The following is a 15,437-nucleotide window of genomic DNA, read 5'->3' as shown; positions in this document are numbered from 1 at the left end:
CATGATCATCGTGACCGGTGCCACCGGCGCTCTGAACGGCGCCACCGTCGACCACCTCCTCGACTCCGTCCCCGCCTCCGGGATCGCCGTCGTCGCCCGCGACGCCTCGAAGGCCGCCCGCTTCGCGGAGCGCGGAGTGGAGGTGCGCGTCGGCGACTACGCCGACCCCGCCTCCCTCCCGGCCGCCTTCGATGGAGCGGATCAGCTGCTCCTCGTCTCCTCGAGCGATCCGCGGGCCGACGCCGTCGCCCTGCACCGCACCGCCGTCGAGGCGGCCGTCGCGGCCGGAGTCGGACGGGTCCTCTACACGAGCCACCAGGGCGCCGCCGCCGACACCCCCTTCGGCCCGGGCCGGGACCACGCGGCGACCGAGCGCCTGCTCGCCGAGTCCGGACTCGCCTGGACGTCGCTCCGCAACGGCTTCTACGCGCACAGCCTGGGCCTGTTCCTCGGACCGTGGCGGGAGACCGGAGTGATCGAGGTCCCCTCCGACGGCCGCGTCTCGTGGACGGCCCGCGAGGACGAATCGGAGGCGGCCGCCCGGCTCCTCCTCTCGGGGAGCCCGCACGACGGGCCGATCACGCTGACCGCGACGGAGGCTCCGACGTTCGAGGAGATCGCCGGGATCGCGGCCGAGGTCGGCGGGCGGCCCGTCGAGCTGCGCGTCCTCGGCGACGACGAGTGGGTCGCCGCGCGCGTCGCGGCGGGTCAGCCCGAGTTCCTCGTGCGCTTCACCCTCGGGATGCACCAGGCGGCCGAGCACGGCTTCTTCGCGGGCACCGGCCCCGAGCTCGGGCGCCTCCTCGGACGCGAGCCGCGCAGCGTCCGCGACCTGCTCGAAGCCGGACCGGCAGCCGTCGCCGGATGACGCCGGGCGGGCCGTCCCGGGCCCGCCCGCGTGACGAGGCGCCGCGCCGTCCGTCGAAGCGCGGCCGAGGCGGCGGCGTCTCGGCGTCAGGGCGGTGTCCCGGCTCCCCGCACGACGACGGGAGCCCGCCGCACCGGTGAGGTGCGACGGGCTCCCGGGGAGTGCCGTGCGTCAGCCGCAGCTGCGCGCGCTGTACGGCGCGGTGGCCGTGGCCGTGACGGTCTTGCCGCCGACCGTGGCCGTGCCGGTGACCGTCGCATCGCCCGCGGCGAGCTGCGTCGAGCGCACCGTGAACGCGGCGGAGCCGGAGGCGCCCGGCTTCACGCCGGCGATCGTCTTCACGCCCTCCGGGGTGCTGATCGAGACGTCCATCGGCACCGTGTCGCCGTTCTTGCCGACGACCGTCAGCACGACCTTGCCGGCGACGCAGCGCGACGTGGCGGTCGCGCTCACCTTCAGCGAGGACTGCACGGTGACCGTGACCTGCACCGGCATGCGAGACGCGTCCTGCGCGACGCCCGAGACCGTGAAGGTCCCGGCCGTGGCGTAGGCGGCGGGCGCGACGGCGTCCCAGGCCACGTCGACCGTGCTGGTGGTGCCGGCGGCGGTCGTGATCGTGGCGCGGGGCAGGACCGGCGCGGTGCCGGCCGTGGTCGTCGCGGTCAGCGGAGCGACCGAGGCGACGGCCAGGCCGGGGGCGTAGCCCTCGAGCACCTTCTGGTACTCGGAGCGCGTCACCGGGATGACCGTGCCGTGGCGCGGCTTGCCGCCGTCGGCGTTCTGCGGCAGGCCCGTGCGGAGCTTCGCTCCGAGCGGCTGCCAGGAGTCGCCGTTCGCGAGGTCGTCGGTGCCGAACGGGATGTAGTGGTTCGGCCCGTCGTGGTAGTTCGGCTGGTCGATGAAGAGGAACCAGTCGAGGCCGTTCACGTCGCCCTCGTTGGCGGGGAAGACGTTGGGGCCCTCACCGCTGGTGAAGGTCTTGCCGGGCTCGCCGTTGGGCAGGCCCGAGGCCACCTTCTCCTTGACCAGCGACCACTCGTCCGCCGGTCCGCCGGTGCCGGGCAGCGAGCCCGAGACGGTGGCCAGCAGGTCGGTGCTCTTCTCCTCGCGGAGGGTCATCGACGCCTCGTCCTTGGTGAAGCGGTAGTAGGTGTCGCCGTCCTTGGCGACCGTCGAGTCGATGGTGCCCTTGCCGGCGCCGCGCTTGACGTCGATCCACGGCTTCGCCTCCGAGAAGGAGGTGAAGTCCTCGGTCGTCGCGTACATCATCTGGTTGTAGGTGACGGAGGCGCGGTCGGCCGTGTTCGTGGTCGGGTACATGTTCGAGGCCCAGAACACGACGTAGGTCTGGAGCTCGTCGTCCCAATACGCCTCGGGGGCCCAGGTGTTGCCGGCGAAGTCGGTGGAGACCTTGACGTGGCGCTGGGCGGACCAGTTCACCAGGTCGGTCGACTCCCAGACCTCGATGTACTTCGAGCCCGACTTCTGCGCGGTGTCGAAGCCGCCGGGGAGCCCGTCGATCTTCAGGTCGGTGGCGAGCATGAAGAACTTGTCGCCCTCGTGCGAGCGGATGATGAACGGGTCGCGCAGGCCCATCGTCCCGAGGTTCGAGGTGAAGACCGGCTTGCCGCCGTTCAGCGTGTTCCAGCTCAGCGCGTCGTTGCCCTTCGAGGCGGCGAGGCTGATGCGCTCGGCGCCGTCGCCCTCTCCGGTGAAGAACGCCCAGACGTACGCCTCGGTGTCGTCGGTGCCGGCGGGGAGCGGCTGCACCCGGAGGGTGAAGTCGCGGGTCCGGGTGGTGGATCCGCTGGTCGCGGTCGCGCGGACGACCACGTCGATCGCAGGGCTCCCGGTCGCGGGGCGGTCGGCGTCGATGGTGCGGGTGCCGGCGGCGCTGCCGTCGCGGACGGTCGCTCCGCTCGGGCTGACGACGCTCCAGGCGATGCTCGAGCCGAGCGTGCCGGTGGTGGGCACCGAGACGTTCGTCCGGATGTCGCCGACGTTCGGGATGGCGATCGCGGCGAGGTCGCGCTGGACCTTCGTCGCGTCGTCCAGCTGCGCGGCGACGCGCACCGTGTAGTCGACCGAGCGGGTCTCGGTGCCGACCCTGTAGGTGGCGGTGAGGGGGGCGGTGGCGTCCGGCTGTCCCGCGGCGGGGCGAGTGACGGTCGCGGTGCCGCCGGTGATCGCGACGGCCGCGCTGTTCGACGTCCAGGTGATGCCGACGCCGCTGGCGGTGGTGGGCACCGTGAAGCCGGCGGTCGCCTCCGTGGGCACCGTGACCGACGCGACGGCGCGGTCGAGGGCCTGCGAGGAGTAGAGCGCCTGCACGGAGCTGCTGCTGAGGGCGCTGTCGTAGACGGCGAAGTCGTCCATCTCGCCGTTCCAGCCCGGGTCGTTGTAGGTCGAGCGCGCGATGTACGCGACGAGCGACGGGCCGAACGAGGAGACGTCGCGGGCGATCGTGCTCTGCGAGATCTGCGCGCCGTTGACGTACACGGTGAGCTTGCCGGTCGAGCCGTCGACGACGGTCGTGTAGAGCGAGAGGCCCGCGGGGGTGCGCGCGCCGACGGTCGGGGTGCCCGTCGCTCCGGCGCCGACCTCGGTGTTGTAGGGAGCGCCCGCGTTGACCGAGTTGGTGACGACCGACTTGGTGTAGCCGGAGAGGTTGCTCGGGTTGAGCAGCCAGTAGCCGGAGGAGAACGAGGCGCCGGAGGCGACGGGCGCTCCGACGAACGCGGCGGCGACGTTGCCGGTGCCGCCCTTGTGGGCGAGCCAGGTGGAGAAGGTCAGGTTTTTCTTGCCGACGAGGCCGGCGGTGGGGATCTCGAGGTAGGGGGCGGCCGCGGCGGATCCGCCGGGGAGGCTGATGAGCCCGTTGCGGAATTGGGCTCCGGAGCCGCGCAGCGTCGCGCTGTAGCCGTTGCCGCTGGTGTCGGCGACCGTGGTGCCGGTGGGGGCGGTATCGAAGGTGTAGTGGAGGAGCGGGGTCTCGGTGGCTCCGAAGGCGGAGCTGGGGACCGTGGCGCCGAGCAGCGCCGTGGCGGCGACGGTCGCGACCGCCAGAGCGGTCCTCACCGCCGATCGTGATCGTCTCATGCAGATGGCCCTCGTGATCGGGTGCGGCGTCGAGGCACGATCCGCAGGGCCGCGGAGGTGTGCGTCTTCGCACGGAATGTGAACGTGAACATCTTAGATCGCGGTGCCGGATCCTGACCAGTCCCCGGGAGAGGTCTGCGGGCTCCTGCAGAACGCACGCCGAGAGCGCGGTCCCTCGCCCGCCGACGCAGAGGCCCTGCTCTCCGCCGACGTTCTGCAGGAGCCGGCCGGGTGGCACGATGTCCGCATGGCCTCCGACCGCCCCGTCCTGCTCGTCGTCGACGTCGCCGACGGCGGCCGTGAGGATCCCGAGTTCGAGATCGAGCTGCAGCTGCTGACCGCGAGCGTCGTCACGGCCGCCACCGCCGCGGGCTTCGTGGTCGACCGCGTCCCTGCCGAGCAGGCCGGCGCCGCCGAGCTCGAGCGCCGGCTCGCCGCCGCCGACGCCGTCGTGGTCACCGGAGGGGAGGACGTCGACCCGTCCCTCTACGGCGGCCGACCCGACGACCCGCACCGCGGCCAGTCCTTCCCCGCGGCCGACCGCGCGCAGATCGCGCTCGTCCGCCGTGCCGTCGAGACGCGGACCCCGCTGGTCGGGATCTGCCGCGGGATGCAGCTGGTCAACGTCGCTCTCGGCGGCGACCTCGTGCAGCACCTGCCCGGCGCGGGTCACGTCGGCCGGTCGGTCCCCGGCGAGCACCTGTCCGGGATGGTCGACCACCGCGTGGCGCTCGAGCCGGGCAGCGCCCTCGCCGGCATCCTCGGCGCCGCGGAGCTCGTCGTCCGCAGCTCCCACCACCAGGCCGTCGACCGTCCGGGCGAGGGCCTCGTCGTGGTCGGCCGCGCCGACGACGGCACCGTCGAGGCCCTCGAGCACGAGTCCGCGCCGCTCTGGTGCGTGCAGTGGCACCCGGAGGACGCGGGCTCGCGAGGCACCGTGCTCACGGACCTGCTCGAGGCGGCGCTCGCCGCGACCGCTACTTGATCGACCCGCGCATCACTCCGCTGACCACCCAGCGCTGCGCGAAGAGGTACACGATCAGCAGCGGCGCCATCGCCATCAGGTAGGACGCGAAGGCGACGGTGTAGTTCGTGTTGAACTGCCCCTGGAAGACGTACTCGGCCAGCGGCAGGGTGCGGGCGGACGGGTCCGAGAGCACCACGAGCGGCAGGATGAAGTCGTTCCACGCCCACACGCAGGTCAGGATCCCGACGGTCGCGTTCATCGGGCCGAGCAGCGGGAAGATCACCTGCCAGTAGGTCCGCCAGGTCGAGGCGCCGTCGGTGCGCGCCGCTTCCTCGAGCTCGATGGGGATCGAGCGGATGAAGGCCGTGTAGATGAACGTGTTGATCGAGAGCCCGAACACGGCGTAGAGCAGGATCAGCCCGGCCTGGTTGTCCAGGCCCAGCAGGGCCGTCTCCTTCACCACCGGCAGCATGATGATCGGGAACGGCACGAAGACCGCGGCGAGCAGGTAGAAGTAGACGCCCTTGAAGAACGGCCTGTGCATGTTCCGGGCGACCGCGTAGGCGACCATCGAGTTCGAGAACAGCGTCAGCACGACGGCTCCGACCGTGATCAGCGCGGTGTTCACGAAGGCCTGCGGGAAGCGGGTCGCCGTCCACGCCTCGGCGAAGTTGCCCCACGAGATCGAGGTCGGCAGCTCGAACCCGGTGCCGCCGAGCTGGTCGGGCGTCTTCAGCGCGGTCACGACGGCGAAGTAGAGCGGCAGGAGGATCGTCAGCGAGCAGACCGCGATGAGCGCGGTCGCCCACCAGTTGATCCGGTAGGTGTCGCGGGAGGGCCGGCGCCGCCCCTCGGGCTCGCCGAGGGCGATCGCGGTCGTGGGGGTGATGGTCGATGTCATCAGAACGACGCCTCTCTGCGGCTGAGGACTCGGAACTGGATCAGCGAGACCACGATGATGATGAGGAAGTAGAGGACGGCGTTGGCCGTCTGATAGGCGTACTCGCCGCCCTGGAAGCCGCCGCGGTAGATCAGCAGCGTGATCGACTCCGTCGAGGTGCCGGGACCGCCGTTGGTGAGGGCGATGATGTGGTCGAACACCTGGAGGAAGTTCTTCATCGAGATGACCATGTTGATCGTGAAGAAGGAGGCGATCAGCGGGAACGTGATCGAGGTGAACTGCCGCCACCTCCCCGCTCCGTCGAGCGAGGTCGCCTCGTAGAGCTCGCCCGGGATGGTCTGGAGTCCGGCGAGGTAGATGATGATCGAGAAGGCCGAGGCCTGCCAGACCGCCAGCACCACGATCGCCACCCACGCCCAGTCGGCGTTCGCGAGGATGTTCTCGCCGATCACCGGGATCGCGCCGAGGATCTGCGGCAGCGAGTTCGCGAAGAGGTACTGGAACACGTAGCCGATGACCAGGGTCGAGAGCACGTAGGGGATGAAGTAGATCCCGCGGAACGCCGTCTGGAACTTGATCCGCGCGTTGAGGGCGACGGCGATGGCGAGCGAGATCACGTTCACCAGCACGGTCGCCACGATCGCGAAGCCGAAGGTGAACCCGTAGGCCTTCCAGACACGGTCGTCCTGGAGGAGCGCGAGGTAGTTCGAGGCGCCGATCAGGTCCCACGAGCCGTAGCCCGCGTAGTCGGTGAAGCTGAAGAAGATCCCGGTGAGGACCGGGACCGTGTGGAGCACGAAGAAGAGCAGGACGGCGGGGACCGTCATCCAGTAGAAGGTCTTCGAGGTGCGCCCGATGGTGCGCTTGCGGCGCGCGGGCGGCGGAGGAGTGGTCGCCACCGCCTGCGCGGCGGCCGTCGTGGTCGTGGTCATGGGGTCACTTCCTGGTCGTGCGTGCCGCGACTTTGCGCCACTCACTGTCGAGGGTCCGGAGCGCCGCGTCGGCGTCCCCGCTGGCGAGGAACGCCTGGAGCGTGGGGTTGAGCGGGATGCTCGCGGGGATCTGGTGGTCGACGAAGCCGATCAGCCGTCCCTGCTCGAAGTAGGGCTGCAGCTCGGCCAGCGTGGGGTCCGAGTTGGGTGCGGCGCCGACCAGCGGCGAGAAGGCGGCCTGGCTCTCGACGTACGGCTCGACGACTCCGGGGGTCAGCAGGAAGTCGACGAAGCGGCGGGCCGCGTCGAGCTTCGGAGTGCCGCGGCCGATGGCGACGGCCACGTCGACGCCCGAGGTGACCCGCGTGTCCGCGGGGTCGTCGAGCACCGGGTAGGGGAAGACGCCGAGATCGATGTCGGGGTTGTTCGTGCGCACCGGGTTGATCGCCCAGATGCCCTGCGGGTACATGGCCGCCTCGCCCGCGGCGAAGGCCTGGTTGCCGTCGTCGTAGCCGCGGCCGAACGAGCCCTCCTGCGTGTACGAGAAGAGCTGCCCGAGCCGCTCCATCGTCGTCGCGTAGTCCTTCGTGAACGAGACGGGGGAGTCAGGGCCGAGCGCCGCTCCCTCCTCGCGCATCGCGTCGAAGAAGCCGTCCGGCTGCAGCTGCCCGCCGAGCGCGTTGAAGGCGGGGGCGCCGGTCCAGTTGTCGAGCAGCGCGCCGTAGAAAGGAGTGATCCCGGCGGCGGTGAGCGTCTCGCAGACGGCGATCAGCTCGTCCCAGGTGGTCGGCACCTCGATCCCGTTCTCGGCGAAGATCGTGCGGTTGTAGAGGATCCCGTCCGCGTTGTTCGCGAAGGCGAGCGCGTTCACCTCCTTCCCCTCGAAGCTGCCGAGGGCGGCGAGGATGTCGAGGGCCGCCGGGTTCACCCGCTCGACCAGCTCGTCGCCGGTGAAGTCGTGGAACACGCCGGCCTTCGCGAGGTCGGCGTAGTAGCCGCTGCCGTTCAGGGTCAGCACGTCCGGCACCTTGTCCTTGACGAGCAGGGTGCGGATGGCCGTGTCGGGGTCGGGCACGTTGTTGGCGATGACCCGGATGTCCGGGTTGGCCGCCTCGAACTCGCGGATGATCCGCGCGAAGTCCTCCACCGCCTCCGCCTTGAACTGGAAGAAGTCGAGCGTGGTCACTCCGTCGCCGGCGCCGGAGGAGGCGCAGGAGGCGAGGGCGGCGGCGGACGCCGCGGCGAGCGGCACCGAGAGGAACAGCCGCCGGGAGAACCCGGGGGGATGCGGATGAGCGGACATGCGGCGCCTCCTTGCGCGTGGGGACAGGTCTCAGGGCGCGCTCGACCGCGGAGGGCGGTGCGAGAGCAGGTGCGGCGGCGGGGGAGCGGGGTCGGCTCCGGCGCCGGGAGGGCGGGTCAGAGGGCGGTGAGCACGAGCACGACGAGCTGCTCCGGATCGAGGACGGGGGCCTGGAGCCCGACAGTGCCCAGTACGCGGCCGCGGAGCGCGGTCCCGTGCTCGGCCCAGCCGAGCGGCGACTGCCCGGGGCCGCCGAGCGGCGACGTGACCGGGGCGAGCGCCACGGAGTAGGTGCGCTCCGGGTCCAGGCCCGGGAGCGTGATCCGGCCGGGCGGGTAGGTCTCGCCGGTGCGCAGCTGGGCGAAGGTGAAGAGGGCGGCGGAGCGGTCGGCGGCGACGACTCCGGAGAGCGAGGCGGCGTCGTCGGCGAGGTCGGCGCGCACGACCGTCCCGGTGTGCAGCAGCGCCCGGTGCTCGCGGTGGAAGGCGACCCAGGCGGTCAGCTCCTCCTCGACGGCGGGGGCGAGATCCGAGACGTCCCACTCGATGCCGAGGTGGCCGGGCAGCGCGGTGCCGGCGCGGAAGGCGAGCGAGTGGGTGCGCTGCGTCGAGTGCGACCGCGGCCCTCCGATGTGCTGCCCCATCAGCTCGGGCGGCACCACCAGCTGGGTGAAGGGCTGGATGGTCTGCCGCTCGAGCGGGTCGATGCAGTCGCTCGTCCAGATGCGGTCGGTGCGGGCGAGGATCCCGAGGTCGACGCGGGCGCCCCCGGAGGCGCACGACTCGATCTCGACGCCGGGATGCCGGGAGCGCAGCTCGTCGAGCAGGCGGTAGAGCGCGAGCACGTTCTCATGGACGGCGGAGCGGCCGGTGGCGGGCGAGACCGCCTCGATCACGTCGCGGTTGTGGTCCCACTTGAGGTACGCGATCGGGTACTCGGTCAGCAGCGCGTCGAGGGCGTCGAGCACGTGCTCGAACGCGCCGCGCTGCGAGAGGTCGAGGACCTGCTGCTGCCGCCCCGAGGCCGGGAGGTGGCCGGCCGGGCCGAGGATCCACTCCGGGTGCGCGCGGGCCAGGTCGGAGTCGGGGCTGATCATCTCGGGCTCCACCCAGAGGCCGAACTGCATGCCCAGGCCGGTGACGACGTCCGTCAGCGGAGTGAGGCCCTCCGGCCAGACCGAAGGGTCGACGGTCCAGTCGCCGAGCGCCGCGGTGTCGTCGCGGCGGCCGAGGAACCAGCCGTCGTCGAGCACGAAGCGCTCGACCCCGATCCGCGCGGCCCGCTCGGCGAGGGCGGTGAGGCGCGCGAGGTCGTGGTCGAAGTAGACGGCCTCCCAGGTGTTGAGGGTGACGGGCCGCGGAGCGACGGGGTGCTGCGGGCGGGCGCGGAGCGACGCGTGGAACCGGGCCTGCAGAGCGCTGAGCCCGTCGCCCCAGGAGCCGTAGGCGACCGGGGTCTCGTAGCTCTCACCCTGCGCGAGCTCGATCTCGGCAGGCCGCAGCAGCTCGCCGGCCGCGAGGAGCGAGACGCCCTCGACGGTGCGCTCGGCGCGGAGCGAGGTGTCGCCGCTCCAGCCCAGGTGGACGCCGTGCACGAGCCCGCGCTCCCAGCCGAAGCCGGGCGTGCCCGCGGCGAGGAGGAGGGTCGCGTCGGCGCCGGGGCGGCCGCGGCGGGTGCGGCGGGTGTGCTCGCCGATGGTCAGCGCGCGGCGCTGCGGGTGGCGCTCGCGGAGGTGGTGGCCGGTGGTGTCGAGGATCTCGCGCGCGGTCGCGGGGAGCGGGAAGCCGAGCTCGAAGCGCTCGAGGCGGAACGGGCGGGCGTCGAGGTTCTCGACCCGGGCGCGCTGGGTGAGCAGGCCGGCCGCGTCGACCTCGAGGTCCACGGTCAGGCGCACGCCCGCGCCGGTGGCGACGGTCCGGAGGGCGGAGCCGAGCGCCTCGATGCTCTCGACCTCGAACCGCTCCGACGCGGCCGCGCGCTCGTGGGTGCCCTCGAAGGTGGGGGCGTGCTGCCAGCCGTCGGCCTCGACGGCGACGAGGCCGAACGGCGCGAAGGCGTCGAGCCCGCCCGAGACGCGCTGGGGGAGGGCGGCGTCTGCCAGGGCGGATAGTTCGGCGGCGGAAAGATCTCCGAGCGCGGCGCCCCAGTGCACGATAGTGGGGAAGGTGACGAGGCGGGCGTCGACGACGACGCTGGTGCCCCCGTCCTGCAAGTGGAAGAGGCGCGATTCCCGGCCGGAGAGGGTCACGGAGTCGTTCGTGGGGGCGATGCTGCGGTGCATGGCTTATTTCTAGAGCAGAAGTAATAGGGGTGTCAAGAGCGGCGCGAGTGTCCGGATCCGTTCCTGGAGCGGCGCACTGCCGGTAGCTTTCTACCAGGCCGGAAAGAAGGAGCCCCGTGACCGACACCATCGTCGCCGAGGACGCCTCCGGGAGCTCCTCCGAGCTCCTGGCGCGCGAGGTCCTGATCCACGGTCCCGTCTCGCGGGCCGAGCTCGGCCGCCGCCTCGGCCTCTCGCCCGCCAGCCTGACCCGGCTCGCGCGCCCGTTCCTCGACGGCGGCCTGGTCGTCGAGGGCCCCGAGCAGAGCACCGGAGTCGGCCGCCCCGCCCGCCCGCTCGACATCCGCGCCGACGCGCTGAGCTTCGCGGGCGTGAAGATCACCGGCACCGAGGTCCTCGCCGTCCGCACCGACCTGCGCGCTCGGACCGAGCGGGAGCTGGTCCGCCCGCTGCCGGGCACGGAGCCCGCCGACGTGATCGCCGCGATCGTCTCGGTCGTCGACGAGCTCGGCGGCCCCTCCGCCTTCGCCGGCCTGGGCGTGACGCTCGGCGGGAGCATCGCCGCCGACGGCCGGGTGAGCCGCGCGCCGTTCCTCGGCTGGCGCGACGTCGACCTCGCCGCTCCGCTCTCCGCCGCCCTCGGGCTGCCGGTCGCCCTCGAGAACGACGTGGTCGCGCTCACGGGAGCCGAGCACTGGTTCGGACGGGGCCGCGGCATCCCGCACTTCGCGGTGCTCACGGTGGGGGCGGGCGTCGGCTACGGACTGGTGGTGCACGACCGGGTGGTCGCGCCCCCGGAGGCGGGGCTCGGCCTGGGCGGCCACTACCCGCTGGATCCCACCGGCCCCGTCTGCGAGGCCGGCCACCGCGGCTGCTCGACCGCGATGCTCAGCCTGCCCTCGCTCCTCCGTCAGCTCTTCGTCGCCACCGGCCGCGAGCTGACCCTGGCCGAGGGCTTCGCCGCCGCTCGCGCGGGCGACCCCGGTGCCGAGCGCATCCTCGCCGACTCCGGCACGGCGCTCGGGACGATGATCGCCGCGATCGGCAACCTCTCGATGTCCGGCACGGTGATCCTGGCCGGGGAGGGCGTCGCCCTCTACACGGAGCAGGCCGCGGTGGTGGACGCCGCGATCGCGGCCACGCGCGACCCGGACGCTCCGCCCCTGGCCCTGCTCGTCGACGACGGCGGGCTCGTGGAGTGGGCGCGCGGCGCGGCAGCCGTCGCGATCCAGCGGCTGCTGCCGCGGATCGCGCTCGGGACGCTGGGGTAGCGGGGCTCCGCGGCGCGCGGGCGCTCGGGGTGCCGGGTCTCGGCGCCCAGTGCGCCTTCGGCACGCTCGCCCGGCGGGTCTCAGCGCCGCGGAGGCTCGGGATGTCGGCCCGGCGGGTGTCCGCTCCGGGCGGGTGCTGGGACGCCGGGCTCGCGGGTTAGGCGCCGAGCGCCGAGCCGGGCAGGTCGCTCTGCAGGCCGTCGACGATCCGGCCGAACGCCGCGATCGCCTGGTCGTCGCCGAGACGACCGGAGTCGACTCCTCCGGCGATGCGCAGGACCTCTGCCCGGCGCTCCGCCCGCTCCACCGCGTCGAGCCCGGAGGCCCCGATCGCTGCGGATGCGCGCACTCGCGCGACGATCGTGCCGACGTGCCATCTGCCGCGTGCCATCTGTCTCCTCCTGAAGTCCCCGCCCTTCTTCGGAGCGGACGCACACTCGGATGGGTGCGCGTCCCCGCGTCCTCACCCCCGCCGCTCCGGCGATGCGTCACGAACGGTCGTCATCCGGCCGCCGTGGCGACCGTTCGTGACGCATCGATCGAGCTGAGGGGCGCCGGAGCGCCCGCTCGCGAAGAGGGGTCCGGGGCGCCAGACTGACGGCGAGCGGAGGGAGGCACGATGCGACGCCTCCGCGCCCTCGCCGCCGCGCTGCTCCTCCTGCCCGCCCTCGCGGCCTGCGCGCCGGGAGGCGCGATAGGCGCCCCGAGCGGCACCGAGGCCACCCCGGCTGCGGCGACCCCGGCTCAGGCCGCCCCCGACCCGACCCGCTCCTCCGCCTCGTCCGCCTCGGCTCCCGGGGTCACCGTCTCCGTCCAGCAGAACCGGTCCGACATCGCCGGCGGCACCATGGCCTTCGAGGTCCACAACGGGAGCGGCGCCCCGATCGAGGTCACCGCGGCCCGCCTCACGGACCCGCGCCTCGCCGCCCCGCTCACCTGGACCGGCGGCACGGGCGTCCCCGACGGGACCTCGCGAGACCTCCGCGTCGACGTGCCCGAGCCCGCCTGCCCTGCCGCGGAGGCGCCCGCTGCGCTCGAGGTCGTCCTCGCCATCGACGGCCACGGCGAGCACGCGTACCCCGCCGACGACCCGTTCTCGTTCGTCGACGCTCTCGCCCGGTCCGGATGCTTCGCCCGCACCGTCGACGCCGACCTCGCCCTGCGGATCGACACGTCCGGAGGCGCCGCGCACGAGCCGGCGCGCCTCACGATCACCGCCGACGTCCGGGGCACCCCCCTCGTGCTCCGCAGCGTCGACGCCACGATCCTGCTCCAGCCGCCCGACGCCGCCGACGCCTGGACCCTCGACCGCTCCGTTCCCGCCGGGACCTTCGACTCCGTGGTCCTGGACGCCGTCCCCACCCGCTGCGACACCCACGCGCTCGCCGAGGACAAGGTCGGCACGCGCCTGCCGGTCACCGTCGAGACCGCGGGCCGGCAGGGCACCGTCGTCGTCGCCGCGACCCCCGAGCAGAAGGGCGAGCTCTACGCGTTCATCACCGCGTACTGCGCGTCCTGAGCAGGGGAGGCGGGGGGTCCGGGGGCGCGGACGTCGGCGCCGCGGACGCGTCTCGCCGTCCACCTCGGCCGTCATTCGCCGCCGCTCGCCCGCATCGGCAGGTTGCGCCGTCTGCCGCGCCGAGCCGGTCCCGCCCGCCGTGGGACGAGCCCGGCCTACCCCGCCCGGCTCGGCTCAGCCCGCTCGACTAGCTCAGCCCGGTTCAGCCGGCGCCCCGCTCCGCTGTGCGCGCCCCAGCCGCGCCCGTCCGCCTCACGCCGGCGCCGTGCTCAGCGCCTGCAGCCCCGTCACCCGCAGCAGGTCGAGCCGCGCCTCGTCCTCGCTGCCCGGCGCCACCGTGTAGACGACGATCCGCAGGTCGGTGCCCGGAGCCGTGAGCACGTCGCAGTCGATCGTGATCGGTCCGACGGGCGTCCGCGTCACCGTCTTCCGGCTCGCGCGGTGCTCGGCGATGCGCACCTCCGCCCAGCGCCGCTCGAACTCGGGCGACTCCTCCCGCAGCCTGGCGACCAGGGCGGCGAGCGCCGGATCGCGCGGGTAGCGCCCGGTCGCCGCGCGCAGGTCGGCCGCGAGGTCGCTCGCGAAGTCCTCCTCGTGCTGCGCGTCGAACTCGGTGCCCGCGTGTCCGGAGGTGAAGTGCCGCCAGACGAGGTTCCGCTCCAGCCCGGTGTACACCGAGGGGTCGCCGTTCAAGGCGGCCCAGAGCGGGTTCCACAGCAGGATGTCGTGGGCCGCCGTGAACACCGCGAGCGGCACGTCGCCCAGGCGGTCGACTATCCGCTGCACGCCCGGGCTCACGTGCTGCGGCACGACGCCCGGCGAGGGGACGGCGGCACCGGCGACCCGGTAGAGGTGGTCGCGCTCGCTGTCAGTGAGCCGGAGCGCGACTGCGAGCGAGCGGAGCATCGACGGCGAGGGGTTCCGCGCGCGTCCCTGCTCGAGCCGCACCAGGTAGTCGACGCTCACGCCCGAGAGCGCCGCCAGCTCCTCGCGGCGCAGGCCCGTGGCTCGGCGGCCCGAGCCTGCGGGCAGGCCGACCTCGGCGGGACGGATGCGGTCGCGCCACGAGCGCAGCACCGCGGCGAACTCCTCCATGCCGCCCATCCTCCTCCGCCCGCCGTCGCCGAGCCAGGTACTGCCGGTCCCCCCGTCGAGCGCGGCCTGGTCGAGGCCCGACCACCCGCGCAGGATGGGCGCATGACCACGACACTCATCACCGGAGCGAACCGCTCCCTCGGCCTCGAGACCGCCCGCCGACTCCTCGAGGCGGGCCACACCGTCTACGCCGGCATGCGCGACACCGCCGACGGCGACGCCGCCCGCGCGCTCGGAGCCCACCCCGTCCGCCTCGACGTCACCGATCAGGCGAGCGTCGACTCCGCGATCGCCTCCCTGCCCGGGCTCGACGTGCTCGTCAACAACGCCGGCGTGCTCGGCACCTCGTTCGGCGTCGACGACCTCACCCCGGAGGCGATGGCGGGCGTCCTCGAGACGAACGTCGTCGGCATCGTGCGCGTCACGCAGGCCGCGCTCCCGCTGCTGCGGGCCTCCGCGGCCCCGGTCGTCGTGAACGTGGCGTCCGGAGTCGGCTGGCCGCGCTGGCTGAGCACCGAGGGCCACGACGAGTTCCCCGTCACCGCGATCCCCTACGCGGCGTCGAAGGCGGCGGTCGTCGCGCTCACCGTGCAGTACGCGAAGAACCTGCCGGCGATGCGGATCAACGCGAGCGACCCCGGATACACCGCGACCGACTTCAACGGACACGGCGGGCACCAGACCGTCACCGAGGGCACGGACGCGACCGTCGCGCTCGCCCTGCTCGGCTCCGACGGGCCGACGGGCGAGTTCCACGACCGGCGCGGGCGCATCGAGTACTGAGCGGCGGGAAGGCGGGCGCGGCCGGCCGGACACCGGCCCGGACCGGGCAGGCGTCCACGTGCCCGTTCGAGGAGCCGCTGCCCCGAGCGCGGCGTGCGTCCCCGTGCCCGTTCGAGAAGATCCCGCCCCGACCCGGTAGGCGTCCGCGTGCGCCCGAGACGCGGTGAGATCCCCGAACCCGCCCTCGGCGCACCGGCCAGCACATGGTGATGAGGTGTTCTGTCTGCGCGGTCACCGGTCCTCGGTGCTGGGCTGTGAGTGACGGCCGGAGCCGGGACGCTGCCCACCGCGTGACAGAGGGCCGGATGAACCGCCGGCCCGACGGTGCGTGCTCGCTCCGGTGCGCCTACCGACTCACCGCGTCTCGTGTCAGCTCTGCAGCTCGACCCCCCAGTTCGTCCTCTGGACGTCGGCGTC

The 15,437-nt window shown here is 73.2% G+C and carries 12 protein-coding genes; 5 read left to right on the top strand and 7 right to left on the bottom strand.

Annotation, left to right across the window (positions count from 1 at the left end; genetic code table 11):
• The first annotated feature begins 1 nt into the window (after position 1).
• Positions 2-868 (top strand): NAD(P)H-binding protein, encoded by an 867-nt coding sequence (locus C5C59_RS11555; protein ID WP_104238147.1) that lies wholly within the window; start codon positions 2-4, stop codon positions 866-868.
• 171 nt (positions 869-1,039) lie between these two features.
• Here the strand turns inward: C5C59_RS11555 and C5C59_RS11550 are convergent, their stop codons facing one another.
• Entirely contained in the window at positions 1,040-3,946 is a 2,907-nt protein-coding gene (locus tag C5C59_RS11550; RefSeq protein ID WP_181134891.1) for an immunoglobulin-like domain-containing protein, read from the bottom strand.
• Between the two features lie 268 nt (positions 3,947-4,214).
• On the opposite strand from C5C59_RS11550, the gene C5C59_RS11545 reads away from it, so the two are divergent.
• Positions 4,215-4,952 (top strand): gamma-glutamyl-gamma-aminobutyrate hydrolase family protein, encoded by a 738-nt coding sequence (locus C5C59_RS11545; protein ID WP_104238149.1) that lies wholly within the window; start codon positions 4,215-4,217, stop codon positions 4,950-4,952.
• On the opposite strand, the gene C5C59_RS11540 is transcribed toward C5C59_RS11545, so the two are convergent.
• From C5C59_RS11540 to C5C59_RS11525, 4 genes are all read right to left on the bottom strand, one after another.
• Positions 4,945-5,835, bottom strand: a complete 891-nt coding sequence (locus C5C59_RS11540; protein WP_347877594.1) for a carbohydrate ABC transporter permease — start codon at positions 5,833-5,835, stop codon at positions 4,945-4,947. The genes C5C59_RS11545 and C5C59_RS11540 overlap by 8 nt on opposite strands.
• Positions 5,835-6,767, bottom strand: a complete 933-nt coding sequence (locus tag C5C59_RS11535; protein WP_104225874.1) for a carbohydrate ABC transporter permease — start codon at positions 6,765-6,767, stop codon at positions 5,835-5,837. Before C5C59_RS11535 ends, C5C59_RS11540 begins: the two co-directional genes overlap by 1 nt.
• A gap of 4 nt (positions 6,768-6,771) precedes the next feature.
• Complete coding sequence (locus tag C5C59_RS11530) at positions 6,772-8,070, bottom strand: ABC transporter substrate-binding protein (RefSeq protein WP_104251277.1); 1,299 nt, start codon at positions 8,068-8,070, stop codon at positions 6,772-6,774.
• A 116-nt stretch (positions 8,071-8,186) separates the two neighbouring features.
• On the bottom strand, positions 8,187-10,352 hold the full coding sequence (locus C5C59_RS11525; RefSeq protein ID WP_104251276.1) for an alpha-galactosidase: 2,166 nt from the start codon (positions 10,350-10,352) through the stop codon (positions 8,187-8,189).
• A 116-nt stretch (positions 10,353-10,468) separates the two neighbouring features.
• Between C5C59_RS11525 and C5C59_RS11520 the strand changes: the two genes are divergently transcribed.
• Positions 10,469-11,623, top strand: a complete 1,155-nt coding sequence (locus tag C5C59_RS11520) for an ROK family transcriptional regulator (protein WP_104239577.1) — start codon at positions 10,469-10,471, stop codon at positions 11,621-11,623.
• Positions 11,624-11,780: 157 nt separating this feature from the next.
• On the opposite strand, the gene C5C59_RS11515 is transcribed toward C5C59_RS11520, so the two are convergent.
• The gene (locus C5C59_RS11515; RefSeq protein ID WP_104224027.1) at positions 11,781-12,014 is read right to left on the bottom strand and encodes a hypothetical protein; all 234 of its coding nucleotides are present in this window, start codon (positions 12,012-12,014) and stop codon (positions 11,781-11,783) included.
• Positions 12,015-12,242: 228 nt separating this feature from the next.
• Here C5C59_RS11515 and C5C59_RS11510 point away from each other — a divergent pair, with 228 nt between their 5' ends.
• Positions 12,243-13,142, top strand: a complete 900-nt coding sequence (locus C5C59_RS11510; protein WP_104239576.1) for a hypothetical protein — start codon at positions 12,243-12,245, stop codon at positions 13,140-13,142.
• A gap of 252 nt (positions 13,143-13,394) precedes the next feature.
• On the opposite strand, the gene C5C59_RS11505 is transcribed toward C5C59_RS11510, so the two are convergent.
• Positions 13,395-14,237: a helix-turn-helix transcriptional regulator gene (locus tag C5C59_RS11505; RefSeq protein ID WP_104239575.1), complete on the bottom strand. Its 843-nt coding sequence runs from the start codon at positions 14,235-14,237 to the stop codon at positions 13,395-13,397.
• A gap of 102 nt (positions 14,238-14,339) precedes the next feature.
• On the opposite strand from C5C59_RS11505, the gene C5C59_RS11500 reads away from it, so the two are divergent.
• Positions 14,340-15,020: an SDR family NAD(P)-dependent oxidoreductase gene (locus tag C5C59_RS11500; RefSeq protein WP_104227483.1), complete on the top strand. Its 681-nt coding sequence runs from the start codon at positions 14,340-14,342 to the stop codon at positions 15,018-15,020.
• The last annotated feature ends 417 nt before the right edge of the window (positions 15,021-15,437 follow it).

This window comes from Rathayibacter sp. AY1F4, assembly GCF_002931775.1.
Classification (GTDB): Bacteria; Actinomycetota; Actinomycetes; order Actinomycetales; family Microbacteriaceae; genus Rathayibacter.
This window is presented reverse-complemented; position numbering and strand designations above follow the sequence as displayed.

Bases quoted from the DNA above. Each gene is read 5' to 3' on its own strand.
- C5C59_RS11555 (WP_104238147.1), top strand. From the start codon at position 2: ATGATCATCGTGACCGGTGCCACCGGCGCTCTGAACGGCGCCACCGTC.
- C5C59_RS11545 (WP_104238149.1), top strand. From the start codon at position 4,215: ATGGCCTCCGACCGCCCCGTCCTGCTCGTCGTCGACGTCGCCGACGGC.
- C5C59_RS11525 (WP_104251276.1), bottom strand. From the start codon at position 10,352: ATGCACCGCAGCATCGCCCCCACGAACGACTCCGTGACCCTCTCCGGC.
- C5C59_RS11500 (WP_104227483.1), top strand. From the start codon at position 14,340: ATGACCACGACACTCATCACCGGAGCGAACCGCTCCCTCGGCCTCGAG.
- C5C59_RS11515 (WP_104224027.1), bottom strand. From the start codon at position 12,014: ATGGCACGCGGCAGATGGCACGTCGGCACGATCGTCGCGCGAGTGCGC.
- C5C59_RS11535 (WP_104225874.1), bottom strand. From the start codon at position 6,767: ATGACCACGACCACGACGGCCGCCGCGCAGGCGGTGGCGACCACTCCT.
- C5C59_RS11505 (WP_104239575.1), bottom strand. From the start codon at position 14,237: ATGGAGGAGTTCGCCGCGGTGCTGCGCTCGTGGCGCGACCGCATCCGT.
- C5C59_RS11510 (WP_104239576.1), top strand. From the start codon at position 12,243: ATGCGACGCCTCCGCGCCCTCGCCGCCGCGCTGCTCCTCCTGCCCGCC.
- C5C59_RS11530 (WP_104251277.1), bottom strand. From the start codon at position 8,070: ATGTCCGCTCATCCGCATCCCCCCGGGTTCTCCCGGCGGCTGTTCCTC.
- C5C59_RS11540 (WP_347877594.1), bottom strand. From the start codon at position 5,835: ATGACATCGACCATCACCCCCACGACCGCGATCGCCCTCGGCGAGCCC.